At 62.5% G+C, this 26,321-nt stretch carries 24 protein-coding genes; 9 read left to right on the top strand and 15 right to left on the bottom strand.

Translation table 11 applies throughout. The features are described from left to right. The first annotated feature begins 7 nt into the window (after positions 1-7). The 3 genes from kdpC (at position 8) to PRtIB026_RS20710 (ending at position 4,055) form a co-directional block, all read left to right on the top strand. Positions 8-565, top strand: coding sequence for a potassium-transporting ATPase subunit KdpC (gene kdpC / locus PRtIB026_RS20720; protein WP_203651839.1), 558 nt, complete (start codon positions 8-10; stop codon positions 563-565). Positions 566-714: 149 nt separating this feature from the next. Beyond that, positions 715-3,369, top strand: a complete 2,655-nt coding sequence (locus PRtIB026_RS20715; protein ID WP_203651841.1) for a sensor histidine kinase — start codon at positions 715-717, stop codon at positions 3,367-3,369. Further along, entirely contained in the window at positions 3,366-4,055 is a 690-nt protein-coding gene (locus PRtIB026_RS20710; RefSeq protein WP_203651843.1) for a response regulator, read from the top strand. Before PRtIB026_RS20715 ends, PRtIB026_RS20710 begins: the two co-directional genes overlap by 4 nt. A 24-nt stretch (positions 4,056-4,079) precedes the next feature. Here the strand turns inward: PRtIB026_RS20710 and PRtIB026_RS20705 are convergent, their stop codons facing one another. The 11 genes from PRtIB026_RS20705 to lysA all read right to left on the bottom strand — a co-directional run bounded on the left by PRtIB026_RS20705 (position 4,080) and on the right by lysA (position 18,870). After that, positions 4,080-7,727, bottom strand: coding sequence for an ATP-binding protein (locus tag PRtIB026_RS20705; protein ID WP_203651844.1), 3,648 nt, complete (start codon positions 7,725-7,727; stop codon positions 4,080-4,082). Continuing rightward, positions 7,724-8,341, bottom strand: coding sequence for a response regulator transcription factor (locus PRtIB026_RS20700; protein WP_203652623.1), 618 nt, complete (start codon positions 8,339-8,341; stop codon positions 7,724-7,726). Before PRtIB026_RS20700 ends, PRtIB026_RS20705 begins: the two co-directional genes overlap by 4 nt. A gap of 31 nt (positions 8,342-8,372) precedes the next feature. After that, on the bottom strand, positions 8,373-9,641 hold the full coding sequence (locus tag PRtIB026_RS20695; protein ID WP_203651845.1) for an EAL domain-containing protein: 1,269 nt from the start codon (positions 9,639-9,641) through the stop codon (positions 8,373-8,375). A 55-nt stretch (positions 9,642-9,696) separates the two neighbouring features. Beyond that, positions 9,697-10,278 (bottom strand): hypothetical protein, encoded by a 582-nt coding sequence (locus PRtIB026_RS20690; RefSeq protein ID WP_203651846.1) that lies wholly within the window; start codon positions 10,276-10,278, stop codon positions 9,697-9,699. 23 nt (positions 10,279-10,301) lie between these two features. After that, positions 10,302-12,740 carry a fimbria/pilus outer membrane usher protein gene (locus PRtIB026_RS20685; RefSeq protein WP_203651847.1) on the bottom strand — a complete coding sequence of 813 codons (2,439 nt, stop codon included), beginning with the start codon at positions 12,738-12,740 and terminating at the stop codon, positions 10,302-10,304. 125 nt (positions 12,741-12,865) lie between these two features. After that, positions 12,866-13,579: a fimbria/pilus chaperone family protein gene (locus tag PRtIB026_RS20680; protein ID WP_203651848.1), complete on the bottom strand. Its 714-nt coding sequence runs from the start codon at positions 13,577-13,579 to the stop codon at positions 12,866-12,868. Positions 13,580-13,681: 102 nt separating this feature from the next. Then, positions 13,682-14,299, bottom strand: coding sequence for a hypothetical protein (locus tag PRtIB026_RS20675; protein ID WP_267812826.1), 618 nt, complete (start codon positions 14,297-14,299; stop codon positions 13,682-13,684). Positions 14,300-14,742: 443 nt separating this feature from the next. Beyond that, positions 14,743-15,360 carry a hypothetical protein gene (locus PRtIB026_RS20670; RefSeq protein ID WP_203651852.1) on the bottom strand — a complete coding sequence of 206 codons (618 nt, stop codon included), beginning with the start codon at positions 15,358-15,360 and terminating at the stop codon, positions 14,743-14,745. 405 nt (positions 15,361-15,765) lie between these two features. Next, positions 15,766-16,374 (bottom strand): hypothetical protein, encoded by a 609-nt coding sequence (locus PRtIB026_RS20665; RefSeq protein ID WP_203651854.1) that lies wholly within the window; start codon positions 16,372-16,374, stop codon positions 15,766-15,768. A gap of 425 nt (positions 16,375-16,799) precedes the next feature. Next, positions 16,800-17,408, bottom strand: a complete 609-nt coding sequence (locus tag PRtIB026_RS20660) for a hypothetical protein (protein ID WP_203651856.1) — start codon at positions 17,406-17,408, stop codon at positions 16,800-16,802. A gap of 232 nt (positions 17,409-17,640) precedes the next feature. Beyond that, on the bottom strand, positions 17,641-18,870 hold the full coding sequence (gene lysA, locus PRtIB026_RS20655) for a diaminopimelate decarboxylase (RefSeq protein ID WP_203651858.1): 1,230 nt from the start codon (positions 18,868-18,870) through the stop codon (positions 17,641-17,643). Positions 18,871-19,098: 228 nt separating this feature from the next. Here lysA and PRtIB026_RS20650 point away from each other — a divergent pair, with 228 nt between their 5' ends. Then, positions 19,099-20,013, top strand: a complete 915-nt coding sequence (locus tag PRtIB026_RS20650; RefSeq protein WP_203651861.1) for a LysR family transcriptional regulator — start codon at positions 19,099-19,101, stop codon at positions 20,011-20,013. Positions 20,014-20,063: 50 nt separating this feature from the next. On the opposite strand, the gene PRtIB026_RS20645 is transcribed toward PRtIB026_RS20650, so the two are convergent. Next, on the bottom strand, positions 20,064-20,960 hold the full coding sequence (locus tag PRtIB026_RS20645) for a LysR family transcriptional regulator (protein WP_267812822.1): 897 nt from the start codon (positions 20,958-20,960) through the stop codon (positions 20,064-20,066). Positions 20,961-21,066: 106 nt separating this feature from the next. Here PRtIB026_RS20645 and PRtIB026_RS20640 point away from each other — a divergent pair, with 106 nt between their 5' ends. Both PRtIB026_RS20640 and PRtIB026_RS20635 read left to right on the top strand, forming a co-directional pair. Further along, on the top strand, positions 21,067-21,501 hold the full coding sequence (locus PRtIB026_RS20640; RefSeq protein ID WP_203651863.1) for a GFA family protein: 435 nt from the start codon (positions 21,067-21,069) through the stop codon (positions 21,499-21,501). Between the two features lie 90 nt (positions 21,502-21,591). Further along, entirely contained in the window at positions 21,592-21,930 is a 339-nt protein-coding gene (locus PRtIB026_RS20635; RefSeq protein WP_203651865.1) for a hypothetical protein, read from the top strand. A gap of 3 nt (positions 21,931-21,933) precedes the next feature. On the opposite strand, the gene cynR is transcribed toward PRtIB026_RS20635, so the two are convergent. Next, entirely contained in the window at positions 21,934-22,824 is an 891-nt protein-coding gene (cynR, locus tag PRtIB026_RS20630) for a transcriptional regulator CynR (protein WP_203651866.1), read from the bottom strand. A gap of 110 nt (positions 22,825-22,934) precedes the next feature. On the opposite strand from cynR, the gene PRtIB026_RS20625 reads away from it, so the two are divergent. From PRtIB026_RS20625 to PRtIB026_RS20615, 3 genes are all read left to right on the top strand, one after another. After that, positions 22,935-23,594: a carbonic anhydrase gene (locus PRtIB026_RS20625; RefSeq protein WP_186714929.1), complete on the top strand. Its 660-nt coding sequence runs from the start codon at positions 22,935-22,937 to the stop codon at positions 23,592-23,594. Positions 23,595-23,624: 30 nt separating this feature from the next. After that, entirely contained in the window at positions 23,625-24,095 is a 471-nt protein-coding gene (gene cynS / locus PRtIB026_RS20620; protein WP_186714928.1) for a cyanase, read from the top strand. Positions 24,096-24,279: 184 nt separating this feature from the next. Next, complete coding sequence (locus PRtIB026_RS20615; protein WP_267812819.1) at positions 24,280-25,503, top strand: amidohydrolase family protein; 1,224 nt, start codon at positions 24,280-24,282, stop codon at positions 25,501-25,503. Between the two features lie 7 nt (positions 25,504-25,510). Here PRtIB026_RS20615 and PRtIB026_RS20610 read toward each other — a convergent pair whose 3' ends face one another. Continuing rightward, entirely contained in the window at positions 25,511-25,843 is a 333-nt protein-coding gene (locus PRtIB026_RS20610; RefSeq protein ID WP_203651868.1) for a low molecular weight protein tyrosine phosphatase family protein, read from the bottom strand. Next, entirely contained in the window at positions 25,840-26,034 is a 195-nt protein-coding gene (locus tag PRtIB026_RS20605) for a hypothetical protein (RefSeq protein WP_186733912.1), read from the bottom strand. Before PRtIB026_RS20605 ends, PRtIB026_RS20610 begins: the two co-directional genes overlap by 4 nt. Positions 26,035-26,321: the final 287 nt, after the last annotated feature.

Here is a 26,321-nt window from a genome sequence, read left to right as displayed (position 1 = left end):
GACTGACATGACCGCTTATGTACGCCCGGCCCTGAGCCTGGTCCTGCTGATGACCGTGGTCACCGGCGCGCTGTATCCCCTGGCGGTGACCGGCATCGCCCAGGTCGCCTTCCCTGACCAGGCCAATGGCAGCCTGGTGCGCGATGACCGCGGCGAGGTGCGCGGTTCGGCGCTGATTGCCCAGGAGTTCAAGGGCGACGCCTGGTTCCAGTCGCGGCCTTCGGCGGGTGCCTATGCCACCGTGGCCAGCGGCGCCAGCAACCTGGCGCCGAGCAATCCGGCATTGGCCGAGCGGGTCAGGACCGATGCCGCCGCGCAATATCAGGCACAGCAGGGGCCGGTGCCGCAGGCGCTGCTGACCACCTCGGGCAGCGGGCTGGACCCGCACCTGCCGCCTGAGGCGATTGCTTACCAGCTGCCGCGTGTGGCGGCGGCGCGGCAGGTCTCGGAGGAGCGCTTGCAAGCGCTGGTGAATGAGGCCACCCTGCGACCACTGGTCGGGCCACCCGTGGTGAATGTGCTGGCGCTGAACCAGGCGCTTGAGCGTCTGGCACCGAGCCATTGAAGTCGGGGCCGCTGTGCGGCTCTTCGCGGGTAAACCCGCTCCCACAGGTACTGCGCTGACCTTCAGAGTTGTGCCGAACCTGTGGGAGCGGGTTTACCCGCGAAGGCCTGCGTAGCAGGCCAAAATTGGTAATTAGTGAAGGATGAAGCATGAGTGACTCCGCCCGCGCCGACGCGTTGTTGGCGGGCCTGCCCCGGGAAGGCCGGGGCAGGCTCAAGGTATTTCTCGGCGCCGCGCCCGGGGTCGGCAAGACCTTTTCCATGCTGCAGGCCGCCCACGCCCAGCAACGCCAGGGCGTGCGCGTGGTGGCCGGGGTGGTCGAGACCCACGGCCGCGCCGAGACCGAGGCCCTGCTCGGCGGCCTGACCCAGCAACCGCTGCTGCGCAGCGAATACCGCGGCGTGATGCTTGAGGAAATGGACCTCGACGGCCTGCTCAAGGCCGCGCCACCTCTGGTGCTGGTCGACGAACTGGCCCACACCAACGCCCCCGGCAGCCGCCACGCCAAGCGCTGGCAGGACGTGCAGGAACTGCTCGCCGCCGGCATCGACGTATACACCACGGTCAACGTCCAGCACCTGGAAAGCCTCAACGACAAGGTCCGCGACATCACCGGCGTGCAGGTGCGCGAGACCCTGCCCGACTGGGTACTGCAGGAAGCCTTCGAGCTGGTACTGATCGACCTGCCGCCCCGCGAGTTGCTCGAGCGCCTGCGCGAGGGCAAGGTCTACGTGCCCGAGCAGGCGCGGGCGGCCATCGAGGCCTATTTCTCCCAGACCAACCTCACCGCCCTGCGCGAGCTGGCCATGCAGACCGCCGCCGCCCAGGTCGACGCGGACCTGGCCAGCGGCTACCGACAGCGCGGCCAGGAAGCCCCTGCCTTGCGTGGGCGCCTGCTGGTGGGCATCGATGGCGACGATCAGGCCGAACGGCTGGTGCGCCACGCGTGCCGCGTGGCCCAGCGCCGGCATCTGCCGTGGAGCGTGGTGCATGTGGACAACGGCCGCCTGCGCGACGAAACCGCCCGCCATCGCCTGCAGGCGGCCCAGCAACTGGCCGAGCGCCTGGGCGGCGAAGTGGTGCTGCTGCGTGCCGGGGAAGTAGCGCGGACCCTCATCCAGCACGCCACCGAACGCCGGGCCAGCCTGGTGCTGGTCGGCCAGTCCCGCGACCTGCTGCGCCGGCGTTTCTTTGGTGCCGGCGTCGCCGCGCGCCTGCTGCGCGAGAGCCACGGCCTGGAGATCAACGTCCTCGATCGCGACGCCCAGCCGCAAACGACGCGGGCGGCGGTCAAGCGTGTGTGGGTGTGGCGTCACTACCTGCTGGCGCTGTTCGCCACCGTGCTGGCCACCGGCCTGGCCTGGGCCGTGTCGAGCATGCTGGCGCTGCCCAACATCTCCCTGGTGTTCCTCGCCGCCGTGCTGCTGGTAGCGGTGCGCAGCAGCCTGGGCCCGGCGCTGGCCTGCGCGGCGTTGTCGTTCCTGACCTACGACTTCCTGTTCATCCCGCCGAACTTCTCCTTCGCTATCCAGCGCGAGGAGGATGTGCTGACCCTGGTGTTCTTCCTGTTGATGGCGGCGCTCACTGGCAACCTGGCCGCCCGCCAGCGCCGCCAGCTGCAGGCCCTGCGCGAGACCCAGGCGCAGACCAACCAGCTGCTCGACCTGTCGCGGCGCCTGACCGTGGCCACCGACCGCCAGGCCGTGTTCAGCGCCGCCGGCCAGCATATGGACGGCTGGCAGGACGTGCAGGTGTGCCTGCTGGAGCGCAGTGCCGATGGCTTGCTGCAAGTCGCCAGCGGTGGCAACCATGCCTTCACCGACAACGAGCGCGCCGCCGCCGAATGGGCCTGGCAGCATGGCCAGGCCGCAGGCTTTGGCAGCGATACCTTGCCTCACGGTCGTTGGTGGTGGTGGCCGTTGGCCGTGGAAGAGCAACCCCTGGCGCTGCTCGGCATACGTCCCCGCGATGGCGAGCCGCTGAGTGCCCAGCGCCGCCGTCTGCTCAAGGCCCTGGCGCAACCCCTGGCCCAGGCCCTGGCCCGCGCACGCCTTGGCGAGCAACTGGAAGCCGCGCGCCTGCATGGTGAAACCGAGCAACTGCGCAGCGCCTTGCTCGCCTCGGTATCTCACGACCTGCGCACCCCGCTGACGTCCATGCGCGGCAGCATCGACAGCCTGCTGGCCCTGGGCGACGCGATTCCCCCGGACGACCGCCGCGAACTGCTCGAAGGCACCCGCAACGAAGCCGAGCGCCTGGATCGCTACATCCAGAACCTGCTGGACATGACCCGCCTGGGCCACGGCACCCTCAAGCTGGCCCGCGACTGGGTGGCCCCGGCCGATATCGTCGGCAGTGCCCTCAATCGCCTGCGCGTGGTGCTGGCGCCCCTGCGCGTGCACACCGAAGTGCCGCCCGAGCTGCCGCTGCTGTTCGTGCACGCGGCGTTGATCGAGCAGGCGCTGATCAACGTGCTGGAGAACGCCGCCCGTTTCTCCCCGCCGCAGGGCCGCCTGGAGCTGCAGGTCTCGGTGCGCGACGAGCAGCTGTGCTTCGCCGTCGCCGACGAAGGCCCCGGCATTCCTCCGGACGAGCGCGAAAAGATCTTCGATATGTTCTACACCGCCGCCCGCGGCGACCGCGGCGGGCAGGGCACCGGCCTGGGCCTGGCGATCTGCCAGGGCATGATCGGCGCCCATGGCGGCCGCATCCTGGTCGATGACGGCATCGATGGTCACGGCACCTGCATCACTCTATGCTTGCCGCTGCCGACCCAACCCGATACTGAAAGTGAAGCCCCATGAGCCAAGCCGCCACCCTGCTGGTCATCGACGACGAGCCGCAGATCCGCAAGTTCCTGCGCATCAGCCTGGCGTCCCAGGGCTACAAGGTGCTCGAAGCCGCCACCGGCAGCGAGGGCCTGGCCCAGGCCGCGCTGAACAAACCTGACCTGGTGGTGCTCGACCTGGGCCTGCCGGACATGGACGGCCAGCAGGTGTTGCGCGAGTTGCGTGAATGGAGCACGGTGCCGGTGATGGTGCTGTCGGTACGTGCCAGCGAGGTGCAGAAGGTCGATGCACTGGATGGCGGGGCCAACGACTACGTGACCAAGCCATTCGGCATCCAGGAGTTCCTCGCCCGGGTGCGGGCCTTGCTGCGCCAGGCGCCGCAGGTCGGTAGCGCGACGTCTGCCTCGAGCTTCGGGCCATTGGTAGTGGACTTCGCCTTTCGCAAGGTCACCCTGGATGGCGTGGAAGTGGCGCTGACGCGCAAGGAGTATGCGCTGCTGGCGCAACTGGCCGGGCACCCGGGGCGGGTGATCACCCAGCAGCAGCTGCTCAAGGACATCTGGGGGCCGACCCATGTGGACGACACCCACTACCTGCGCATCGTGGTGGGGCACCTGCGGCAGAAGCTGGGCGACGATCCCACCGCGCCACGCTTTATCATCACCGAGGCCGGTGTGGGGTATCGGTTGGTGGCGCCCTGACGCGCAAGTGCGGAGCGTGGGTTTTTAGCTGTCGGCCCGGCTACGGGTGTCGATCTGGAACAGCAGCGCGTCATGTAGGGTCATGATCACCTCCTCGAGGTTCGCGGCCAGTGGTTCCAGTTCCTCGGTCGAGGCCCCTGACCGGCAGGCGTCCTCGAACGCCTCGCAGTGCCGCACGATCTCGTTTGCGCAGACGATCTTGGCAGCCCCCTTGATCTTGTGCGCGATATCCTTGAGACCATTGCGATCACCGTCGAGTTTGGCGTGCAGTTCAGAAATGTCTTTCTCGTTTTCCAGGATCAGCTCGTGTAGCAGTTCATTTGTGATGAAGTCCACCGGGGCGGGTTGCCTGCTATCGCTGCACGGCTTGGAGCAGGTGACGCTGTGCTTGATGGGGTCGAGTTTCTCGGCCAAGTCGACCAGACGGGTGGGTTTGAACAGACAGTCGTTCATGCCTGCCACCAAGCAGCGCTCGCGTTCATCGGCCTGGGCATTGGCAGTAAAGCCGAACACCATGCAGCGGGGACGCTGCTGGGCCGTTTCGGCCGCGCGGATGGCACGCACCAGGTCATAGCCGGTCATCTCGGGCATGTTGCAATCGGTAATCACCGCGTCCACCCGATGCGCATTCCACAGGGCGAAGGCGTGTGCACAGGTGCTGGCTTGCAGTACGCGGTGGCCCAGGTAGCTGAGCTGGCGGTCGAGCAGAGTCAGGTTCGCAGGGTGGTCGTCGACGATCAGTACGGTCAGGGCCCGCTTGGGCTTCTCGGTGAGCAGGTCGGACACCTGTGGAATCGGCGGAAGCTGCTCAAGGGTCGGCAAGACCAGGCGAATTGTGACACAGGTGCCCTGGTCAGGTTCGCTGCTGAGCGTCAGCCTGCCACCCATCAGTTCGGCCAGGGTCTTGCAGATCGACAACCCCAGCCCGGTACCTTGCTTGCGAGTGCTCTGGCTATCGTCCACCTGCACGAAGGGCGCGAAGATGCGTTGCTGGTCGGTGACGTGGATGCCGACGCCAGTGTCGCTGACACTCAGTTCCACCGTCAGATGATTGTTCGGCGCGTCGGGCAGTGAAACGGCCTGCAGGCGAATCAGCACACTGCCTTTGTCGGTGAACTTGATGGCGTTGGCCACCAGGTTGGAGAGAATCTGTTTGAAGCGCACCGTGTCGACCAGCACATCGGTCTGAATCGCCGGGTCCAATTCCAGCTTGATGGCCAGGCCTTTCTGCCGGGCGAGTCCCTCGAACACCCGGAATACCGAAGTGGCGATGGTGCTCAGGTTGCCGCGCGAGGGCGCCAGGGCCAGATGCCCGGACTCGACCTTGATCACATCGAGGATGTTGCCGATCAACTCAAGCAGGCCATTGGCCGAGTCGTAGGCGACTTCGATGGCAAATCGGTCCAGCTTGCCCTGGTCTGCTTGTTTCAATGACATTTCCAGCATACCGATCACGGCGTTCAGCGGCGTCCTGATCTCGTGGCTCATTGTGGCCAGGAAGGTGGTCTTGGCCTTGTTGGCGATGTCGGCCTGTTCCTTGGCGGCCAACAGGCTGATTTCCAGGACCTTGCGCGCGGTGATGTCGACCCAGCCACCGACGATACCCTGGATCTCACCCTGGTTGTCTCGATAAGGCAGGATCCAGTGGTAGATATCCCGCGTCTGCCCGCTGTCCTTCAAGCGTATGCGTCGGTCTGCGATGATCCGCGCGCCTTCGCTGATGACCCGTGCGTAATCCTGCAGGTAGCGTTCTTCTTCGTCGAGTGTCGCGGAGGGGGCCTGGTCGAGGTTGTTGCCGATGACCTCGTGGCGCTGCACCGACAACGCCTCGAGGTAGGAGGTATTGCAATGCAACAGGATGCCTGCCTTGTCCCTGATATAGATGGGGTTGGGCGTACCATCGATGAGGCTGCTCATGAAACCCAGTTGATCGCCGAGGGCCCGTTCGGCCTCTCTGCGCTTGATGATCTGGCGTCGCAGATGCAGACCCCAGCCGAGAGAGACGGCCAGCAGCAAGCTGATGATCGATCCCAGCTGCAGCAGCATCGTCTTGTTGCGTATCCAGAACGACGGCCCGTCACGAGGGCCGTCGGTCCAGTGATCGTTGATCGCGTCGATCTTCTGGGCAGGTGTGGCGAGCAACGCCTTGTCGAGGATAGACGCAAGGATGTCGTTGTCGTGCAGGCTGGCGAATGAAACGGTCTCGGAGGTATCACCGACCACCGAGGCGATACGCAGTGCGTCGAAACCATTGCGTATCTTGTATTGCGCCGAAACCAGCACGTCGATGGCGGCATCGGCCTTGCCGTTCTCCACCCGTTTGAACGCCTCGCCGATCGTGTTGACCTTGACCAGCCTCACGTTCGGGATGTCCTTGAGAATGCGCGTGCTGGCTCGGCTGTCTTGGATTGTCGCCAGCCTCTTGCCGGCCAGGGATGACACCGAGGAAATGCTGGGGTCGTCCTTGCGCGCCACCAGCACCAGCGTACTGACCAGGTAGGGCCGTGAGAACGACACTTTCGGGTTCTGTACCAAGTCAGGGTTCAGCGCGCCCACCAGGTCGAATTCACGCCGCGCCAGGGCATCTACAAGCTGCTGCTCGGTCATCCCTTTGCTCGGCAACAACTCGAAGGACAGGCCCGATTGGGCACTGATCACATTGAGCAGATCGTTGACGATGCCTTCGACCTGGTCCTGCTTGAGCGCCTTGGACAAGGGTGGGTCATCGGCGTCGACCATGACGCGCACCTTCGGGTGGGTCGCTATCCACTCCAGTTCGGTTTGCGAAAACTGGACACGCTGGGCGCCGAAGATATAGCTGCCGTTGACATCCCAGCGTCGGATGATGGGCATGCTGTCGCTGGGCGTGATCGAGAGCAGGGCGGTGTCCACCAGGCGCTTCAAGGGGGCGTCGGTGTTCTTCATCGCAAAGGCGAAGTTCGCCACGTGGATGGCCGAGAAGTTGGCGGCGCGCAAATGCCTGAACGAACTGTTGCCCGCCCAATGCCCGGTGCTGACCAGATCGCCCAGGTAGGCGTCGGCCTGGCCGAAGGCTACCGCACCGATGCCGCTCGCTGTCGAGGGGAACAGTTGCACGGTGGCCTCCGGGTAGAATTCATGTACTGCGCTCACCGGGAGGTAATGGTTCAACATGGCGATCCGCTTGCCTGCCAGGCGGGTGTTGACAGAGGCTTCCTCGCCCACTCGGGTCAGCAGTACGGGCTGATCGTCCAGGTACGGAATACTCAGTTGCAATGCGGGGTCGGCCGCCTCGAAGCTGTTCGCGCTGCCCAGCAGGTCGATCTCGCCGTGCTTGAGTGCTTCGATTGCACGAGCCCGCGAGGGGAACTGGCGTATTTGCACGGCGACGTCAAGGATCTTTCCGATCAGGCTTGCATACTCGGCGGTTATCCCGTCGTACATCTGACCATTGATGCTGATGTCCAGAGGTGGATAGTCCGGCGCGGACACCCCAATGCTCAGTACGGTCTTATGGTTCAGCCACCCTCGGTCTTCGTCGCTCAGGGCAACGGTAGAGGAGGTATAGGCGCGTTCGACCAGTTTCAGAGGTCTGACGGCCAGACGCTGCTCCTCGCCGAAGCTGAAGGTGCTGACAGCCAGGCAGCCGACCAAGGCCACCTGCAGGCGAAAAAGGGAGGGCACCGATGTCATGCGATCAGGTCTCGCCGGGCGATGTCGAGCAGGTCCACGAAGGTATTGACCTGCAGTTTGTCCATAATTCTGTGCTTGTAGCTGCTGATGGTCTTGTTGCTGAGCATCATGGCATCGGCGATTTCCTTGTTGGTCGCGCCTGCCGCCAGTTGCCTGAGTACTTCGATCTCGCGCCCGGTCAGGCAATTGATGCCTTTCCTTTCCTTCGGCGTCGTGACCACGCTGCTCAATGGCAGGTTGGGGAAGTACGAATAGCCGGCCTTGATGGCTGCCAGGGCACCGCTGAATTCACTCAGGTCACCGGCCTTGCAGACGAAGCCCGCCGCGCCTGCCCACATGCAGCGCGGGGAAAACACAGCGGCCGGTTGCGAGGTGAAGACCAGCGTCTTGGTCAGGCTGCCTTGCAGTTTCAGGCGTTGGATGACGGCGAGGCCGTCGATCTCGGGGATGCCGATATCGAGGATCAACAGGTCGGGCATCAGTTCACGGGTAAGCTGGATCGCCTCTTTACCGTTGCTGGCCTCGCCGACGACGGTGTAACCGCTGTTTTGCAGGACGGTTTTCACAGCCATCCGAATGACGGGGTGATCATCGATGATAATCGCGCGTTGCATGTTGTTACCTCGCTTGAACAAGGATTGTGAGTCAGGATGGGTCTTGGTTGTCGGAAGTCCGTCCGCCGTGTTTCCGACGCTGGTCGCGCCGTCGGCAGCAACCGGCGATCAGGTCGATGGCGCTGCTTGCGGCGGTGGGACCCATGTCTTGTATGAAGTCGCAACTCAATTCGCAAAGTTGCGAAATATCGCGAGGAACAGCGTCAACCACGCCAATGACCGTTATACCCAAGCTGCGGGCGTAGCTCACAATGCTCCAGCTGGCCAGGGTGTGCACATACACCGCAGGAGTGCGTGCAGGACCGGTCGCACATTGCAGCTCGAGGCTGATCGCGCTGATGGGCAGGCGAGACATCCAGTCTTTTATCTGGGCAGTTTCGAGGCTGTTGCAGCTCAGGCAGATGCCAAAACCCATACGCCTGAGCTTGAGCAAGCTCAGCTGCGCCGTGGTGGCGTCGGTATTGAGTGCGTCGCTCTGGATCTCGAAAATTATACCAATCGGATTGACGCCATAGCGCAATGCCAGGCCGGCAATCGTGCGCGGCAGGTCGGGGTTGAGGAGCGTTGCTGAAAACACCGTTAGTGTAATTGTTACACGGTGCTGCTCGTCTGTCAGCGTGCGCTGTAAGGAGAACACTTGGCTGGCCGTGCTCACGAACAGCTGGTCGAGGTGCTGAGAAGTATCGAAGTATTTCAAGAAGTCAGACTCCGCCATGAGTGTACGGTCGGCGCGGCGCCACAGGATCTCTGCCCTGGCCCGTACCCGGTCGGTGGCGCCCATGTCCAACTGGGGCCGGTAATGCACGATGAAACGGCGCTGTTTCAGCGCTTTGTCCAGCTCCTCTGGGTCGAAGGCGGCCGAGTGGCCTGTGTAGCGTGCATGCCGACGGTGGATGAGGTACTCCTCGATGAGCGCCTGCCAGGCAGTAGGTGCGGGCGGCGGCGGTACTTCTCCGAACAGGTGCAGCCCCATGCGCCGACCAGTCGCCAGGATGGCGCCCAAGGTATCGACCGGCAGTTGGTCGCTACGGATAATCGCGCAGAAGACCTGCTGCGGGCGCATCCAGCGCATCACTCGCAGGCCGTCCAGGCCGACCAGCAACGAGGCCTCGCACAGCGCCAACGACAATGGGGCCGGCCTGGGCAGCGCAGTCAGCCCTCGAGTGTCGGATCGCTCGACGACACTGCCGAACCCCACATTTCGCAACAGTTCCACGGCATGACGGCGCAGCGCCTGATCGACCACGATGACCCAGGCACTGGCGTGCCCGAGGCTCTGGGTTCTCGCTTTGTTCATCATCCGGTACCTCCTCCGTCACCGATGGGCAGGTCGTCCCGGGCCTGCCTGGTCTTGCTTACGGTACGTTCGCTTCCAGCTCGATGCGCCCGCTCAGCGTCTTGCGGTCTCGGCTGACCAGCTCATCGAGCGGTAACGTGGTGCTGATCGCCATTTGCACGGTCAACTGGCTGCCGCGGGCCGGTTGACCGGCCTGCATCGGTATCACGCGCTGCCCAGGCAGTACCTGTACACGCGGCGCGCCGGCGTTCGATGCCGCCGGTAGCTGGTCTGTGGCTTGCAGCATCACCGGGCGGCCGTCGAGCAGGGCGTCGAAGACCTGCATATTCAACGCGCCGCGCTCGGCGAAGCGCACGCCATCGGCCTGACGTATGCCACGCAGCATGAGGTTGAGCGGGGACTCGGCGACGCAGTGGAGCTGAACAGTGATCTGGCGGGTGCCGAGCTCGTGCGGCGCGTCGATCGCATGTCCGGGGGCGACTCGGGGGTAGGTGAGGTTGCCTAGCGCGATGCTGGGTTGCGACACCGACAGGGCGCAGGGTTCCGCCTGGGCCAGACCACCCCAGGGCAGGACTGCGCCAAGCAGCAAGCAGGTCAGCCAGAGCGAATGGGCAGTACGAGTGGGAGGGGGGGCGGTCATGTCGGTGTCACCTTTGCGTGAGATCAGAGGGGTGTGCATACGGCCAGGGCTTTCTCGAAATAGGCGTCCAGCTCAGGCTTTTCCGGCAGCATGAAATCGAGGTTGCACAGGCCTCCATTGGCCATGCGCAGCGTCAGGGGTTTTTCGATGTCGTGGTTGGTGATGAAGGCCTTGCCGCCTTCCACGGTCGTGGTGACGAACCGATCGGTTTCGCCGAATACAGGCGCACCTTTGCCCAGTGCCGCGCCGTTGGGGTCGACGATAGTCAGTAGTACACGGCGTGAGGTAACCACCGGGAAGTCGATGGTTTGCACCGAGCCGCGCCCGGCCATGACTGTCTTGTACCCGTTCTGCAGATCGAGGTTGCGTGGCAGGCTATTGGTGCGTACTTGCACATTGCTGCGTTGGTAGGCGGGCAGTTGAGCGACCACGGCACGCCCAGAGCCATCGGTCCACACCGGGCCGCTCGGGGTGTCAAGCCTGACGCCCGGGATATCACCGACCGAGGCCACGGCGAAGGTATCGTTCAGCGCGTAGGGCGAGAAGGTCACGCCGGCGCTGTGCAGCGCGACGCCACCTCGCAATTGGCCGTTGTAGCTGGTGCTTTCGTTGCCGCTCTGCGAGTAGCCCAGGTTCACGCTGGTGTAGTGCGGCAGCAGGTTCACGTTGGCCGAAAGATCGTCGCGCTTGGCCTGTAGGTTGCGTTCGGCCGATAGGCTGTAACCGGCGAATTCGTTACTGTTGTCGTTGAAGGTCGCGCCCATGCGGGTCACGCCATCGCGCTTGTTGGCATAGCTGCGCAAGCTACGGTTGCCGCCCAGAGGAATGCTGGCGCTCAGGTAAATCGCGGTCTCTTCGCGGTAGGCCCGGCTACCTTGGCGGTCGTTCTTCGAGCGGCCCTGGTTGCCGAGCGCATGCTGGACATTGGCGCTGACGCTCAAATGCTCGAAAGCCTTGTTCCACGAGGCATTGAGGTAATCGGATTTATTGCCCCCGGCGGAGACCGAGGTGCTGTAGCCCAGGCCGAAGCCACCAAGCAGTGGGTTGCTCCAGGCCAATCCCACGCCATACTGATCGAGACGACGGTCATGGTAGCGTTGGCTGTTCAGGGTATAGGTGGTGTCCTGCAGGTCGCGATAACCGGTCGAGCGGCGAGTGGCGTTGACGTTACCGCTGAGCCTGTCGGTGAGCTGGGTCGACAACGCCGTGCTGATTTCATGGCCCTTGGCCTGCTGCCGACCAGCATGGGACAGCGTATTGCGCAGGTTGAGACTGGTGCCTGCAGTCAGCTGCGAGCCCAGCGACCAGGCGACGGCCTTATAGTCGTTTTCCGCCAGCATCACCCCGGCGGAGAGCAGGTTGGCGGGCGTCACCGACCAGCCGCCGGTGCCGGTGGCCACCATCGGTGCAAGCATGCCTTTGCTGTTGAAGGTCCGCACCTTGCCCGCTGCGAACGAATAGCCTGGCGCGCTGCTGTTGAAGCGTACCAGCGAGGCGGCGGGAACGTTGAAGCGATGGCTTTCGCCGTTGGCTTCGATCACCTGCACATCGAGATCCGTGTTGCTGTTGAGCAGTGGAATGTCGGGCAAGCTGAACGGTCCGGGGGGCACCAGCGTGGTGTAGATCAGCGCCCCGGCCTGGCGCACTTCCACCCGGGCCTGGCTCTGGGCGATGCCGGTCACCGTGGCCCCTTGTCGATTCTTGTCGCTCAGTGCCTGTTCGGGAAACACCTGGAGGCCAGTGATCGCAGCACCGGTGAACACCGAGTTGGCAATGTTGATCTCACCGGCTTGCACCAGCGCTTGATGGTCGACGAATGTTTTCTGCACATAGGTGTACAGGTTTTGGAACGTGCGCCTTTCGTTCTGCACACTGTAGTTTTGACGGCTGCGCACGATCCAGTCGTTGGCGTTCAGGCCCAGCTCCGTGCTGGCGGATAAATAACGCTGGCGGTCACCGGAGAACTCGCTGGTTTGCCCGAGCAAGTCATAGTTGACCAGGCCAGCCACGCCGCCTTGATGATAGAGCGCTGTGTCCTGCTCGGTACGTAATGCTGCGGAAGGCACTACCAACTCCACTTCTTCGCGTGCAGGGCGCAGGTTGAGTTGCGCCTGTGGGTTGTGGGCCAGGAAATCGTAACAGTCACCGTTGGCCAGGCCGGCCTCGGGCAGCTTGAGCCCAGCCTGATTGAGCAGCGCCTTGTCGAAGCACAGCTGGCCTTCGCTGTCGAAACGGGCGTCGACGTTACCGCGTGGGTTGCCATTGACCTGCAGCGAGACACGGCGGACACCGGTGACAAAACGCGGCGCCTGACGAAAGTAGTCGGCCACTCGCGGGTCGATGCCGCGGCTTTTCAGCAGGCCTGGGTCGAAGCTGGCAAAGGTTTCGCCGTCGGACGGTGCGCGCGCGTCGGCTGCATTCACAGCATCGCTGCCGTAGGCCAGCAGGGCGACGATGAACAACTGCGGTTGCAGCGCGCGGTGCTTTGCCGTCCGGAGATTGTCAGTGGCAGTGCGAGAGGGTAGGAAATATTGTGTTGGGCCGGGCATCTAAAGCGCCTTATTCCGGATGTACCGAAGCAGTTCCACTAGAAAGTGAGCGGGGCGTCGTAAGGTTCCACCTGTGCTCCATACAGGCTTGCCGGGTAGATTCGGACCTTGTTCCTGGCGGTCACTTCCTTGCCTGCCGGCAGCTCGAGGTGGTAGGTCTCGCCGGGCAGCAGGTAAGTGCGGGACAGACTCAGTGGCAGCTTCTCCGGCAGCAGCTCCAGTTGCTCGTTGAGCCGCACGACATAACGGCTGTCGTTGTTGACGATCAGCTCGCGGCCCTTGGCCGTCCATTTGAGCAGGGTCCAGGGGTCGCTCTTGCTGGCAAGGCCCTGCGGGTTGATGATCAGCGGAAGGTTCTGGCGCACGTTGATGCTGACCGTGTTCTTGCCCCCGTCCGCTTGCGGGATGCCTTCGAACGTCACCCGCTTCATGCGCTGCGTGGTGATCGGCGCGGCGGCCTGGACGATGAACCGCACCCGCTGTTTTTCACCTGGTTCGACCCGACTGATGGGCGCGGTGACGATTACCAGTTCCTCGGTGTCCTCGGGTAAGTCCTCTACATGAACATAAAGCAGCGCCACGCTTTTATCGGAGTTGGCGACATCAATGCTGCCTTCGCCGATGGCGGCATCAATCAACACGATGGAGGTGTCAGGCACCATACCGGTCGCGTTGGCGGGTAAGTTGGTGAACAGCGAAAGCGCCACGGCAGAGAGCGCGAGGCCGTGCTGGCGAAGACGAGTAGGCGTCATGAAGCATCTCCATCCTTTGCAGGCAAGGTGATTGCAAAAAAGTCAACGTGCTGGAGTGGGTGAAACCTCGGGGTAAAGAAGCTTCACCCCGAGGTTTGAGTGTCAGAGGTACTTGAGCGTGAAGGTCAATGTCTGGGCGGCGGTGATTTCGCCTTTGGAGAAGTCCACCTTCGGAATCTCGTGGAACTTCGCGTTCAGATCGAACGAGGCATTGGTGATGGCGGAAGGCGTGATGCCCCCAGCGGCAGGGAAGAAGCTTATTCTGGTGTTCGTAGCGGCGGCGGATGTGGGGATGAAGTTGTTGGGGTCGAGAGTGGACCAGGAGTCGCCGGTATTCGAGCTCGAGTAGAACAGACTTCCGTTTGCACCATCCACGGTCACCCTCATAGGCAGCAGCCAGAATGCCGAAAGATCTTTGCCTCCCTGGCTCCAGGCGGCTGGTACGACCGGATTGCCTGTCATCGCTCCACTGGTGGTGACGCCGATGTTCATTTGGGTAGGGGCCGCACAGGTCACGCTCACCGTGCCCAGGGGACGAATGATTTCCGGGACTTTTCCGGTAGAGTCTGGTTGGATGCCACCCAGGTCGAGTTTTGTCTGAGAGGCCACGATACCGCAGGCCGTCGGGACGACGTTGCCGACGATCTCGATACTGGCCGTCATGGCGGCGAATGCACTGCTTGCAGCGCTCATGGCAACTAAAAACGCTAGAGGTTTCATGGTAGGCATGTCATTTGCTCGGTTGAGTGTGAATGAGTTTGGTGTTCATATCTGAGGTTTCTCTCTCAGATGTGAAAAGGCTATCACCTACCCAAATGGGCTTTGAGTAGAGCGGTTTTATTTTTCCTTGAAGAATTACTGCAATGGTGTGAGGAAATTTCTGCACTCAATGAGGGGCTGCTATGTGCGGTGGGCTGGATTGGCCAAGTACGCAAGGTGGGAGCATGCATTGTTGTGAAACTTCCAGGTGGGAGTCACGCCTCGGGAGAAGTGGATTTGAGCAATTTCAATGTGTATTGCATTAAATATCGACACGTCCTGGCGAGGTGGCCACTGCATCCACACAGCCGCATGGTGACGTCGGTCGGCAATAGGAGGGGGAGTCCGCACCTGGCACGGTGTAGAGATAGGGGTGAGGAAACTCACCCCCAAAGCCATTGATCTCAGAGATACTTGAGCTCAAAGGTCAGCGTCTGGTTGGCACGGATCGGACCGTTCGAGAAGTTGGCCTTTGTGATTTCCGCGAATTTCGCGCTCAGCTCGACTACGGCAGTCGTCATCGCTTGTGGGGTCGTGCTGGTTGTGTTGGAAAAGGACAACCGGTTGCTTAGGTTGGACAGTGGAATGTAGTCGGTGGTTGAGACAGTGCTCCATCTGTCTCCAGTAGCGTTAGGTGAGTACAAAAGAGCGCCAGCTACATTGTCAACCGTCGTCTTGCTTGGCATTAACTGCATGTTGGCAATACCCTTGCCATCTTGGACCCAGCCGGCGGGTAAAAGGGCGTTGCTGCCGACGGGTGCGGTATTGGTGTAGCTGAGCTGCATGCGAGTAGGGGCGGCACAGGTTACGGTCAAAGTGCCAAGGGCGCGTGTAATTTCCGCAACTTTTCCATTGTTGTCGGGCTTGATGTCGCCCAAATCGATTTTTGCCTGTGATGCCACGATACCGCAGGCGGTGGGGATGACTTTACCGGCGATCTCGACGTTGGCTGTCATGGCGGCGAATGCGCTGCTTGCAGCGCTCATGGTGATTGCGAAAGCCAAATAATTTTTGATGCACATGTCAATATCCCTCGCAGGTTTTAGAGGTTGGGTTTTACTGTTCTCTGCATCTGAAGTGTTTCTTTCAGATATTGAAATGCTATTGTTCGTTGAGAGTGGGTGCTAGAAGAACGGTTTCATTTTCGGTTAAATAAGTTCTGCGGCTATATGCAGGGATTGCTGCACTCGATGGTGCTGCGCTTGCGGGGTTCTGAGCGGGTGGGAAGGCTCTTTCATCTCCTGGGAACTCTTGGCGTCAGTGATATCAGGGTGTGTACGAGAAGTCGCCGCGCAAGTGCTTTTCGTACAAGGCCTAGTCTGCGTCCTTGGCCTATGTGTGGGTTCGCAACTATCACCCTGTATCAAGGCCAGCACTTCTTCGTCTTTCTTGCAGATCAAAAGCTTGTTAAATAAGTGTCGTTCGTGTCAGAGGTATTTGATTTCAAAAGTGATCGTCTGGTTGGCGATGATGTCGCCCTTGGAGAAATCGGCTTTGGCAATTTCATCCAGCCTGAAATCGAGGTCAATGCTTGCAGTCGAGATGCCCAGTGGCACGATGCTGCCCGCTTTGGCAAAGGAAACGATGTAGTCGCCGCCGGCAAGTGGTATTGGCTGGTCGGCGTTGATCCCGGTCCACACGCCGCTCATGCCCCTGATGAGGGTGCCGTTATCGTTATTCGCGGTGGTCTTGGTGGGTACTATCCTTGAGTTTGCCAGGCTGGTACCTGCCTGGTGCCAACCTGTCGAGTAGTTCTTGCTGCTGCCTGCGGGTGCTGTGCTAGTCACGGCGAGCGTGAGTGGGGTGGCTGCCGAACAGGTGAGGCTCAGCGTACCCATGGGTTGGCTCACGGAGGCCACTTTGCCGGTAGCGTCCGCCAGCACGTTGCCCAAGTCGAGCTTGGCTTGGCTGGCCGTCACGCTGCAGACAGCGGGTACCGCCTTGCCAGTGATCTCGATACTGGTCGAGGTGGCGGCGGATGCGCTGCCAGCGCAGCTCATCGCAAGTGCAAGTACCCAATACTGTTTGGCGGGCATGTAAATTCTCCTGGCTATCCATATTTCGTGCTTGCTTGAAATTTTCGTCTGAAGTTTCACGAACAGACGGCCCATGGTATCGCTTGTCTAAAATCGGGAAGAACAAGGCGCGCCTGAAACTGTTTTGAGACAAGCTTGCAAGCGTATGGGGATAATGCCGTGGCTTTAGGAAAGGTCCGTATTGGGTGTGCGGAAAAGTCTGCGTTTCAGGTAAGGAAGCGGGGGGGGGCGGGTTGGGATATTGATGACAGGGTTTGGCGTTTTGCGGCACAAAGACGGGGGCAGGAGTATGGCGCTCACGGTGCAGCCGCTCTTCGTGCAAAGCCTGAGGGCATTAGTTGCAGGGGGGCAGTGCGCTGAAGGCAAGCGCGACAGCGTGGGCGTCGCGGTGGGGTGAGAAAGTCTCACCCCGAAGGTTGCACCTGTCAGATGTACTTGATTTCGAAGGTCAGTGTTTGGTTGGCGCTGATATCGCCTTTTGCGAAGTCTGCTTTGAGGATTTCATCCAGTTTGAAGTCAAGGTCGATGCTGGCGGTCGTAATGCCCAGCGGCACGAGGGTGCCTGTCTTGGCGAAGGAGATCGTGTAGTCGCCACCGGCAAGTGTGATGGCTTGGCCGGCGTTCATTCCGGTCCAGACACCGTTCAGGCCGTTGATAAGAGTACCGGACTCGCTATTGACCATGGTCTTGGTTGGCACCACCCTGGCGTTCGCAAGGTTTGTACCAGCCTGATGCCAGCCTGACGAATAGTTCTTGCTGCTGCCGGCGGGTGCCGTGCTGGTTAACGAAAGGCTCAGCGGAGTGGCTGCCGAGCAGTTGAAGTTCAAGGTGCCCAGGGATCGACTAATGGCGGCCACTTTCCCGGTAGCATCTGCCAGCACCTCGCCCAGGTCGAGTTTGGCCTGACTGGTCGTGATGTTGCAGACGGCAGGGATAGCCTTGCCAGTGATCTCGATACTCGTCGAAGTGGCGGCGAATGCGTTACCTGCGCAGCCCAGTGCAAGTGCAAGTGCAAGGTACTGTTTGGCACCCATGTTAATTCTCCCTCTATCCATGTTCCATTTTTCAAGCTTGGTGTGGTTGGTGCCTGACGTTGCTTGTCAGGCACACCAAGGCTATCGCTCGCCTGGAAATGGGTAGAACAAGCCGGGGCTGATCTTCGTTTGAGGCAGGCTCCAAAATATTTGGCGAGAACTCCTTGGTGCCGAGAAATGTACACGGCCGGGCTGCGGAGAGTTCTGCATTGGCGCGTGTCGTGCGCGGGCCTTATACCTCCAGCTCCAACGCCAATAGCTCCTCCACGCGTTGACGACGACGGATCATCCTCATTCCGTTGTTTTCCAGCAAGAACTCCGGCAGCAATGGCCGGCTGTTGTAGTTCGACGACATCGACGCGCCATAGGCTCCCGCATCGTGAATCACCAGCAGGTCACCCACCTTGGCCTGCGGCAGCGTCTGGGGTGTCAGTTCCTGGTCGTCCTGGGTGAACACATCCCCCGACTCGCACAGCGGCCCGGCCACCACGGTCGGTTGCAGCGGACGGCTCACTGGCCGGCCCACGGCATCGAACAGGCTCATGCGGTGGTAGGCCCCGTACATCGCCGGGCGCATCAGGTCGTTGAAGCCGGCATCGACCAGGATGTAGTGCCGGTTGCCCATCTGCTTGACGGCGCGCACCTCGGTCACCAGGCAACCCGACTCCGCCACCAGGAAGCGGCCCGGTTCGATCTCCATGCGCACGGGGTGGCCGAGCATGGCTTCGATCTCCGCCCGTGCCACCGCCCAGGTGCGGGCGTAGCGTTGCAGGTCTACCGGCTGGTCGTCGCTGCGGTACGGCGTGGACAGTCCGCCACCGATGGAGAAGGCCTCGATATCCATGCCCAGCTTGCCGATCAGCCCGACCATGGCGCCGGCCACCTGTTCCAGGTGCGCGTAGTCCACCCCCGAGCCGATGTGCATGTGCACGCCCACCAGGTGCAATCCGTGCTGCTTCACGCAGGCCAGCGCCTCGGGCAGTTGCTCGTGCCAGATGCCGTGCTTGCTGTTCTCGCCCCCGGTGTTGGTCTTGCGGCTGTGGCCATGGCCGAAGCCCGGGTTGATGCGCAACCAGACCCGGTGCCCACGGGAGTGCTCGCCCAGCTGACGGAGCATGTCGATGGAACCGGCGTTCACTTCGATCTTCGTCTCTACCACTCGGGCCAGGGTCGGCTGGTCCAGCACGTCGCAGGTCAGCACCACGCCGGCCGGGTCACCGTCCACCGTCGCCCCGGCCGCGAAGGCCCGCTCCATTTCCCCCAGCGACACGGCATCGAGCACCAGGCCACGTTCGCGCATCAGGCGCAGGACGTGCAGGTTGGGGTTGGCCTTCTGGGCGAAGCGGACCGTGTCGAAGTGCTGCTGCAACTGGTCGATGCGTTGGTGGATGGTCTGGGCGTCATAGGCCCACAGCGGGGAGCCGTGTTGGCGGACGGCCTGGGCCAGGAGGGTGGTGGTCATGGTGGTGTTCCTTGTAATGGATGCACCGATATTGAGTGAGTTGGATGATTCATAAAAATAGATAATTTTCAGAAGGTCATCCGTATTTGATATACATTCGACTGCTGTAGGAGCGGGCTCGTCCCGCGAACACCGGCAAAGCCGGTGCCATCCACCGCGTTGCCGGTGTTCGCGGGACAAGCCCGCTCCTACAGGTCCCTGCCAAACGTTCAGGTGTTGCATGCCCCCATGAAACTCTCCATCCGCCACATCGAAGTGTTCCGCGCCATCATGGCTGCCGGCAGTGTCACCGGCGCCGCGCGCCTGCTGTTCACCTCGCAGCCCACCGTCAGTCGCGAGCTGGCGCGCATGGAGCAGGTTACCGGTCTGAACCTCTTCGAACGCGAAGGCGGGCGCCTGGCACCCACGGCCCAGGCCTTGCTGCTGATCGAGGAGGTCGAGCGCGCCTTCGTCGGCCTGGAGCGTATCGATCGCTTCGCCCAGGCCATCCGCAACTTCGAACAGGGCCGGCTGGCCATCACCTGCCTGCCACTGTTCTCGCAAACCCTGCTGCCCAAGGCCTGCAAGGCGTTCCACCAGCAACACCCCGGCGTGAGCGTGAGCATCACCGCGCAGGAGTCGCCGCTGCTGGAGGAGTCGCTGGTGGCCCAGCAGCACGACCTCGGCCTGACCGAAACCGCGCAGGTGCCACGGGGCGCGGTCGGGGAGCTTCTGTTCAGTGCCGACATGGTCTGCGTGCTGCCCGAAGACCACCCATTGCAGGCCAAGCCGGTGCTGGCGCTGCAGGATTTCCACGAGGTCGACTTCATCAACCTGGCCAGCCTGGACAGTTACCGGCAACAGCTTGACCGGCACTTCCGCGAAGCCGGGGTGAACCGCCGCACGATCATCGAAACCACCAGCGCGGCGTCGGTATGCGCGATGGTCCGGCAGGGACTGGGCGTGGCGATCATCAACCCGCTGAGCGGGCTGGAGGCAGCGCAGGGCGGGCTGCCTATGCGGCGTTTGAGTCTCTCGGTACCGTATCAGGTGATGCTGATCCGACCGGAACTGCGCCCGGCGTCGGCGGTACTGGAGCCATTTTGCCAGGCACTGCGCAGGGAGGCACGGGAGATGGAGGCCGCGCTGGCGACAGTCTTCTGAACACGCCTGGAAGGAGGCTTGAGAGGCTTGGGAGCGGGCTTGCCCCGCGCTCATGGCGTCCGGTATTGCTCCAGGTGGTCGCACAAAGCCTCGCCAATTGCCTCAAAGGACCTGGCAATCCGCTGGTGCCTGCGCAGGTCATTATGCATCGCTATCCACACCTCGACGTCGAAGCCAAACACGTCCGGCAGCACATGAACCAGCCCATGCGTTCGGGCGATGTTGGCCGGACACAGGCCAAATCCCAGCCCCGCCTTGAGCGCCGCCAACTGGGCCAGGTGGTTGTCGGTGGCAATGGCGAATGCCTGGTCGGCCTCGCACAGCCCGGCCTCGACCAACCGACGCAGGTCGGCTGTACGCCGGTCGGGGCCGATCAGTGGCCCGCGGCGCACGGCCTCGAGGCTGTCCGGCCGGCCATGACGCGAGAGGCAGGTGGCGCTGGCATGGATCCCGACCTGCAGGTGGCCGACGCACCGGGCGACGATGTCGGCTTCGGTAGGCCGCGCAAGGCGCACGGCGATATCCGACTGCTGCCTTGCAATGTCCTCCAGGGCGTCATTGATGCTCAGTTCGAACTTCAGCCGGGGATGGCGATACTGGAATTCGCTCAGCAGGCCCGGCAACACCTCCACGCCCAGCAGGTCCCCGCAGGTCACCCGCACGCTGCCCATATCCGTCGCTGTCGCGGCGCTGGCCATGCGGTTGAAGGCCTGTGCGGCGATATCCATAGACTCCACATGCTCGGTCAACTGACGGGCGCAAGGGGTAGGGGTCAGGCCGTTCGGGGTACGGGTGAACAGGCTCAGGCCCAAGGATCGCTCCAAGGCATCCAGCCGTCGCCTGGCCGTGGCTTGGGCGATGCCCAGCAGCCTGGCCGCCCCACTGAGGCTGCCGGAACGCAGCACCGCCAGAAACACCCGTTGGCTTTCCCATTCCAGTGCGTTCATACATTCCTTACCAGCAGCTGCTGCATTTGCAATCTTCTCTCCGGTGAGCCGAGCAGGGATCATTTGCCTGTCATTTTTGTCGCACGTCATTGTAAGGAGCAACACCATGCAATTCACCGGTTACTGCCGCTGCGGGCAGCTCAGGCTCGACATCGAAGCGCCAGCGCTTCCTCCTGTGTACGCCTGCCATTGCCTGAGCTGCCAGCGCTGGAGCGGCAGTGCGTTCGCCTTGCACATGCTGTGCGCCGCGCCCTCGGTGCATGTGACTGGGGAGGCGGCGATCCACGAACACGGGCAGGACGGCCAGCGTTCAACCCAGTACGCCTGCGCGAAATGCTTCACCCGGCTGTTCAACGAGACGACTGCCGCCCCCGGCATGCGCGTGGTACGTGCCGGTGTGCTGGAGGGGGCCGCGCAGCTGGCGCCCGTGGCGCATATCTGGGTACGACGCAAGCACCCCTGGATAAGCTTGCCGGCGCACGTTGCGCAGTGGCAGGAGAGCCCGACGCCGGAGGCGTTCGCCCGCGTGGTGCTTGGCTGAACAGGCGTGTGAGAAAACCTGAACGATCCGATTCCCCTCAGGGTCAACCCTCCAGCAGTGAACAAAAAGTCCACAGCATGAGGATTGGCCATGAGCACCCTGACGATCGAAGGCTGGTGCAAAGCTGACGGTGACCGCCGGTCCACCCCGGTGGGCGACATTCACTTCGACATCCAGGGCCCGGCCCATACGGCGCTGGAGCAGGCCGAGGAGCGCTTGCAGCAAAGCCACGAGCGCGAAGCGATGGTGGATGTCGACATGGACTCGCTGAACCTGGTCTTGCCCGAAGGCTATGGCCCCTTGTCCGACTGCCGCCTGCGTGTCTACCTGAGCGACGACGAGCGGGGCCAGTTCCACCTGGTCGGGCATCGGGCCAGCGACGGCAGCCTGATCTACACCAATGCGGTGCTGATTGCGCAATTGAGCTGAGCCTCAGCTGCACTCCAGCTGTGCGGCCACCTCCTTGGCCAGCCTCAGGAAGGCCTGCGCCGCCGCTGTCTGATAGACACCCCTGCGCTGCATGAGCACGGCCGTGCGTTGCAGGCGCAAGGGGTCGAGGGCGATGGCGGTCAGGTCGTCATGCGCCAGGACGATGTTGGCGGGGAGCAGCGTCGACAGCGTCGTCCTGCGCACCACTTCGATGACCGCGCCGATAGCATTGGCCTCCATCCGCACCTGCGGGCGTATGCCGTGCTGCCGGCAATAGCGCTCGATCTGCTCCCGAGTGGCGAATTCGGCGCTGAGCAGGATCATCGACTCGTCGTTCAGCGCCTGTAGCCCGATGGCGCGTGCATGGGCCAATGGGTGCTGGCTGCCGACCACCAGCGCCAGTGTCTCGACCAGCAATGGGTAGGTGTCGATGTCCTGGGCGTGGGGCTCATCGAAGGCGATACCGACATCCAGTTCGTCCGCCAGCAGCAGTTCCTCCATGTGCTCCTGGGCGATTTCGCGCAAGTTCAGGGTGATATTCGGGTACCGGCTGTGGAAGGCCTCGACCAAGGGGCCGACCAGATAGCTGGTAAAGGTCGGCGTCACCGCCACCCGCAATGACCCTCGGCTGAGGTCGCTCACATCATGGATCGCGCGCCTGGCCTCCTGCAGTTCCTGCGACGCCCGTTTCGCATAGCGCAGATAGACCTCGCCGGCATCGGTCAGCCGAGTCGTGCGCCCCGAGCGATCGAACAACTGCGCCCCCAGGCTTTCCTCCAGTTGCCTGACCTGCTGCGAAAGCGCGGGCTGGGAGACGTGCAGGGCTGCCGCCGCCCGAGTGAAGCTATGGTGTTGCGCGACCGCGAGAAAGTACTGGATGTGCCGGGCGAGCATTTCACGCTCCATAAGATAATCTGATGACATGCATCATAAATGAGACTTTTACCTTATGTAACGCGAAGCCTAACCTTTGCCTCACACACCGCGACACTGAGGCATCAGCCATGCAAGACATCATCGACGGCTTCCTGAAGTTCCAGCGCGACGCTTTCCCCGAGCGGGTCAAGCTGTTCAAGGACCTGGCCACCCAGCAAAGCCCGCGGGCGCTGTTCATCTCCTGCTCCGACAGCCGCCTGGTGCCCGAGCTGGTCACCCAGCGCGAGCCGGGCGACCTGTTCGTCATCCGCAACGCCGGCAACATCGTGCCGTCCTACGGCCCTGAACCCGGCGGGGTGTCGGCCTCGGTCGAGTATGCCGTCGCCGCCCTGCAAGTGGCCGATATCGTCATCTGCGGTCACTCCGACTGCGGCGCCATGACTGCCATCGCCACCTGCAAGTGCCTGGACCACATGCCCGCCGTGGCCGGCTGGTTGCGCTACGCCGACTCCGCCCGTGTGGTCAACGAAGCCCGCCCGCATCAAACCCCTCACGCCAAGGTCGAGGCCATGGTGCGAGAGAACGTGATCGCCCAGCTGGCCAACATCCAGACCCACCCCTCGGTGCGCCTGGCCCTGGAAGAGGGCCGCGTGGCCCTGCATGGCTGGATCTACGACATCGAGAGCGGCCGCATCGACGCCTTCGACGGACGCACCGGCCAGTTCGTATCCCTGGCGGACAACCCAGGCGTCCGCGCTGTTTCCCACGCTTCCCGGCACGTTGCCTGAACCCGATTTTCAACCCAAGGAGACACTCCCATGATCCAGTCGCAAATCAGCCAGAACGCCCGTCTTGCCCTGAGCGAGGTCATCCTCCTGGCCAAGGCCCGCAAGGACCTGTCGTTCGCCCAGATCACCGATGGCACCGGCCTGTCCGAAGCCTTCGTCACCGCCGCGCTGCTGGGCCAGCACCCGCTGCCGGCCAGCGCCGCCCAGGTGGTGGGTGACAAGCTCGGTCTGGACGCCGACGGCATCGCACTGCTGCAGACCATCCCACTGCGCGGCAGTATCGAAGGTGGCGTGCCGACCGACCCGACGATCTATCGCTTCTACGAGATGCTGCAGGTGTACGGCACCACGCTCAAGGCGCTGGTCCACGAGAAGTTCGGCGACGGCATCATCAGCGCCATCAACTTCAAGCTGGATGTGAAGAAGGTCGATGATCCGGAAGGCGGTTCCCGCGCTGTGATCACCCTGGATGGCAAGTACCTGCCGACCAAACCGTTCTGATTCGCCCATAGGGACATGGCCCGGTCTCCACAGGGTGGCCGGGCCATTTCTACAGACGATATTGGCCCCCTGTAGGAGCGGGCTTGCCCCGCGAACACCGGCAAGGCCGGTGCCATCCACCGCGTTGTCCAACATCGCGAGTACAGGGTGTCGACCGTAATGACTGATTACGAGAAACGACGGCATGGACCTGATCATCAGAAATGTCCGCATCGACGATGCAAAACCCTTGATGGATGTGGCCGTGCACAACGGCAAGATCACTGAAATCGCCCCGACGATCACCGCAACGGCAACCCAGGAAATCCAAGGCAATGGCAATGTCCTGATCCCAGGCTTCGTCGAAGGCCACCTGCACCTGGAAAAAGCCAATGTCATGCAACGCAAGGCCAACCGCTCCGGCACCTTGAAGGAAGCGATCGCCGTCACCGCCGAGCTCAAGCCCACGCTCACCCGCGAAGACATCCGCGAGCGCTCGACCCAGGTGTTGCGCGCGCTGGTGCAGGCCGGCACCACCCATGTCCGTGCCCACGCCGAGTTCGACCCCGCCCAGGGTTTTACTGGCCTGGATGTGGTGCTGCAGCTACGGGAAACATTCCGCGATGTCATCGATATCCAGGTGGTCGCCTTTCCCCAGGAAGGCATCCTCAAGTTGCCCGGCATGAAAGCGATGATGGTCGAGGCGATGGAGAAGGGCGCCGATGTGGTCGGCGGCATTCCCTACAACGACGTATCGCCCCACGAGCACATTGATTTCGTTTTCGACCTGGCCAGGCGCTACGACAAGGACATCGACCTGCATCAGGATTTCGCCGATGACGCCGAGCAGATGACCATCGAATACGTGGCCCGCCGGACCATCGCCGAGGGTTACCAGGGGCGGGTGTGCGTCGGCCACCTCACCAGCCTCGCGGCCGTCGAGCCCGAGCGGCAGGCACGTATCGTCGCGCTGCTGCGCGAGGCCGGTATCAGTGTGATGTGCCTGCCGGCCACCGACCTGCACCTGGGCGCCCGTGGCGACAGCCACAACGTGCGCCGTACCCTGACACCGGTGCGAGCCTTGCGCGATGGTGGGGTGAATGTCTGCCTGGCCACCAACAATATCCGCAACGCCTTCACCCCTTATGGCACGGGCGACCTGCTGAACATCGCGCAACTGGCCATCCCTGCCTGCCACCTCGGGGGGGCGGATGACCAGGCCACAGTGCTGTCGATGCTCACGACCAACCCGGCCAGGGCCTTGGGCTTGCGCGACCATGGCCTGGCCGTGGGCAAGGATGCGGATCTGGTGTTGCTGGATACCCAGCGCGTCAGCGATGTGATCCTCGACCTGCCGGCGCGATTGGCGGTGCTCAAGCGTGGGCGGGTGGTGGCGACGGCCGAGCATCGCCGGTCGGTGGTGTTCTGAGCGGTTGCTACGGTTCCTGCCCCAGATGCGCTGCCACTGCTGCTTCCAGGATGAGCACAAGCTCAGGATCCATGTATTGGAAGTCGTCGGGAATGTCGAGCACATGCAGCCGTTTGTGTTCAAGCAAGCGTGCGAACTGAGCTAGCAAGCGTTGCTGGTGTTTGCGCTCCATCACCAAAATGACGTCGGCCCAGCGAATGTCCGCCGGGCTGACAGGCTTGCGTGCATTCGGGCTGGTGCCCGCCGACCGGGCGGCAAAGCCCGGGCGACGGCGCCAGATCATCTCGGCGGTGGGGCTGCGCCACTGGTTGCGGCTGCAGACGAACAGGAGATTGGTCACGCTTGGTCCAATAGTTGGCGAGTGCTGCGGATGGGGTAGCTGAAGCCGAGCTGGCGCGCCCTTGCCAGCTTCGAGGCGCGGGTGTAGAGCAGCTTCCAGTTCTTTTCTGGCTTGAACACCTGTGGGCACACCGCAGGATGGTGAGCATGTTTGCGGGCCTGGGAGCGTCGCCAGGCGCGAGATCTTTTCATGGGAGATTCCTCGTGGATAACCGGGTTCAGCAGCCACGGCAATACGAGTGGGGAGAAGGTTACACGTTAATCGGGAGGGTGGCCAGATAGTGCCAAATCCCAAGTGCCAATCGTGTTTATCCGCAGCAAAGCCACCGTGATATCAGGCGGCAGGCCGAAAGTGGTGAAAGGAGACAGAAGCGCACGTCATGGCCGCAGTGAAAGGTTTGGCTATCGTCCGCTATCAACGCGATCAATGTTGGCAGACGTGCTTTGCCATCTCCCTCTAGTTTGCGCAGGGCGTGCTG

This window comes from Pseudomonas sp. RtIB026, assembly GCF_016861355.2.
In the GTDB taxonomy this organism is placed as follows: Bacteria; Pseudomonadota; Gammaproteobacteria; order Pseudomonadales; family Pseudomonadaceae; genus Aquipseudomonas; species Aquipseudomonas peradeniyensis.
The sequence above is the reverse complement of the archived record's forward strand: the minus strand, read 5'-3'. Positions and strand labels throughout refer to the sequence as shown.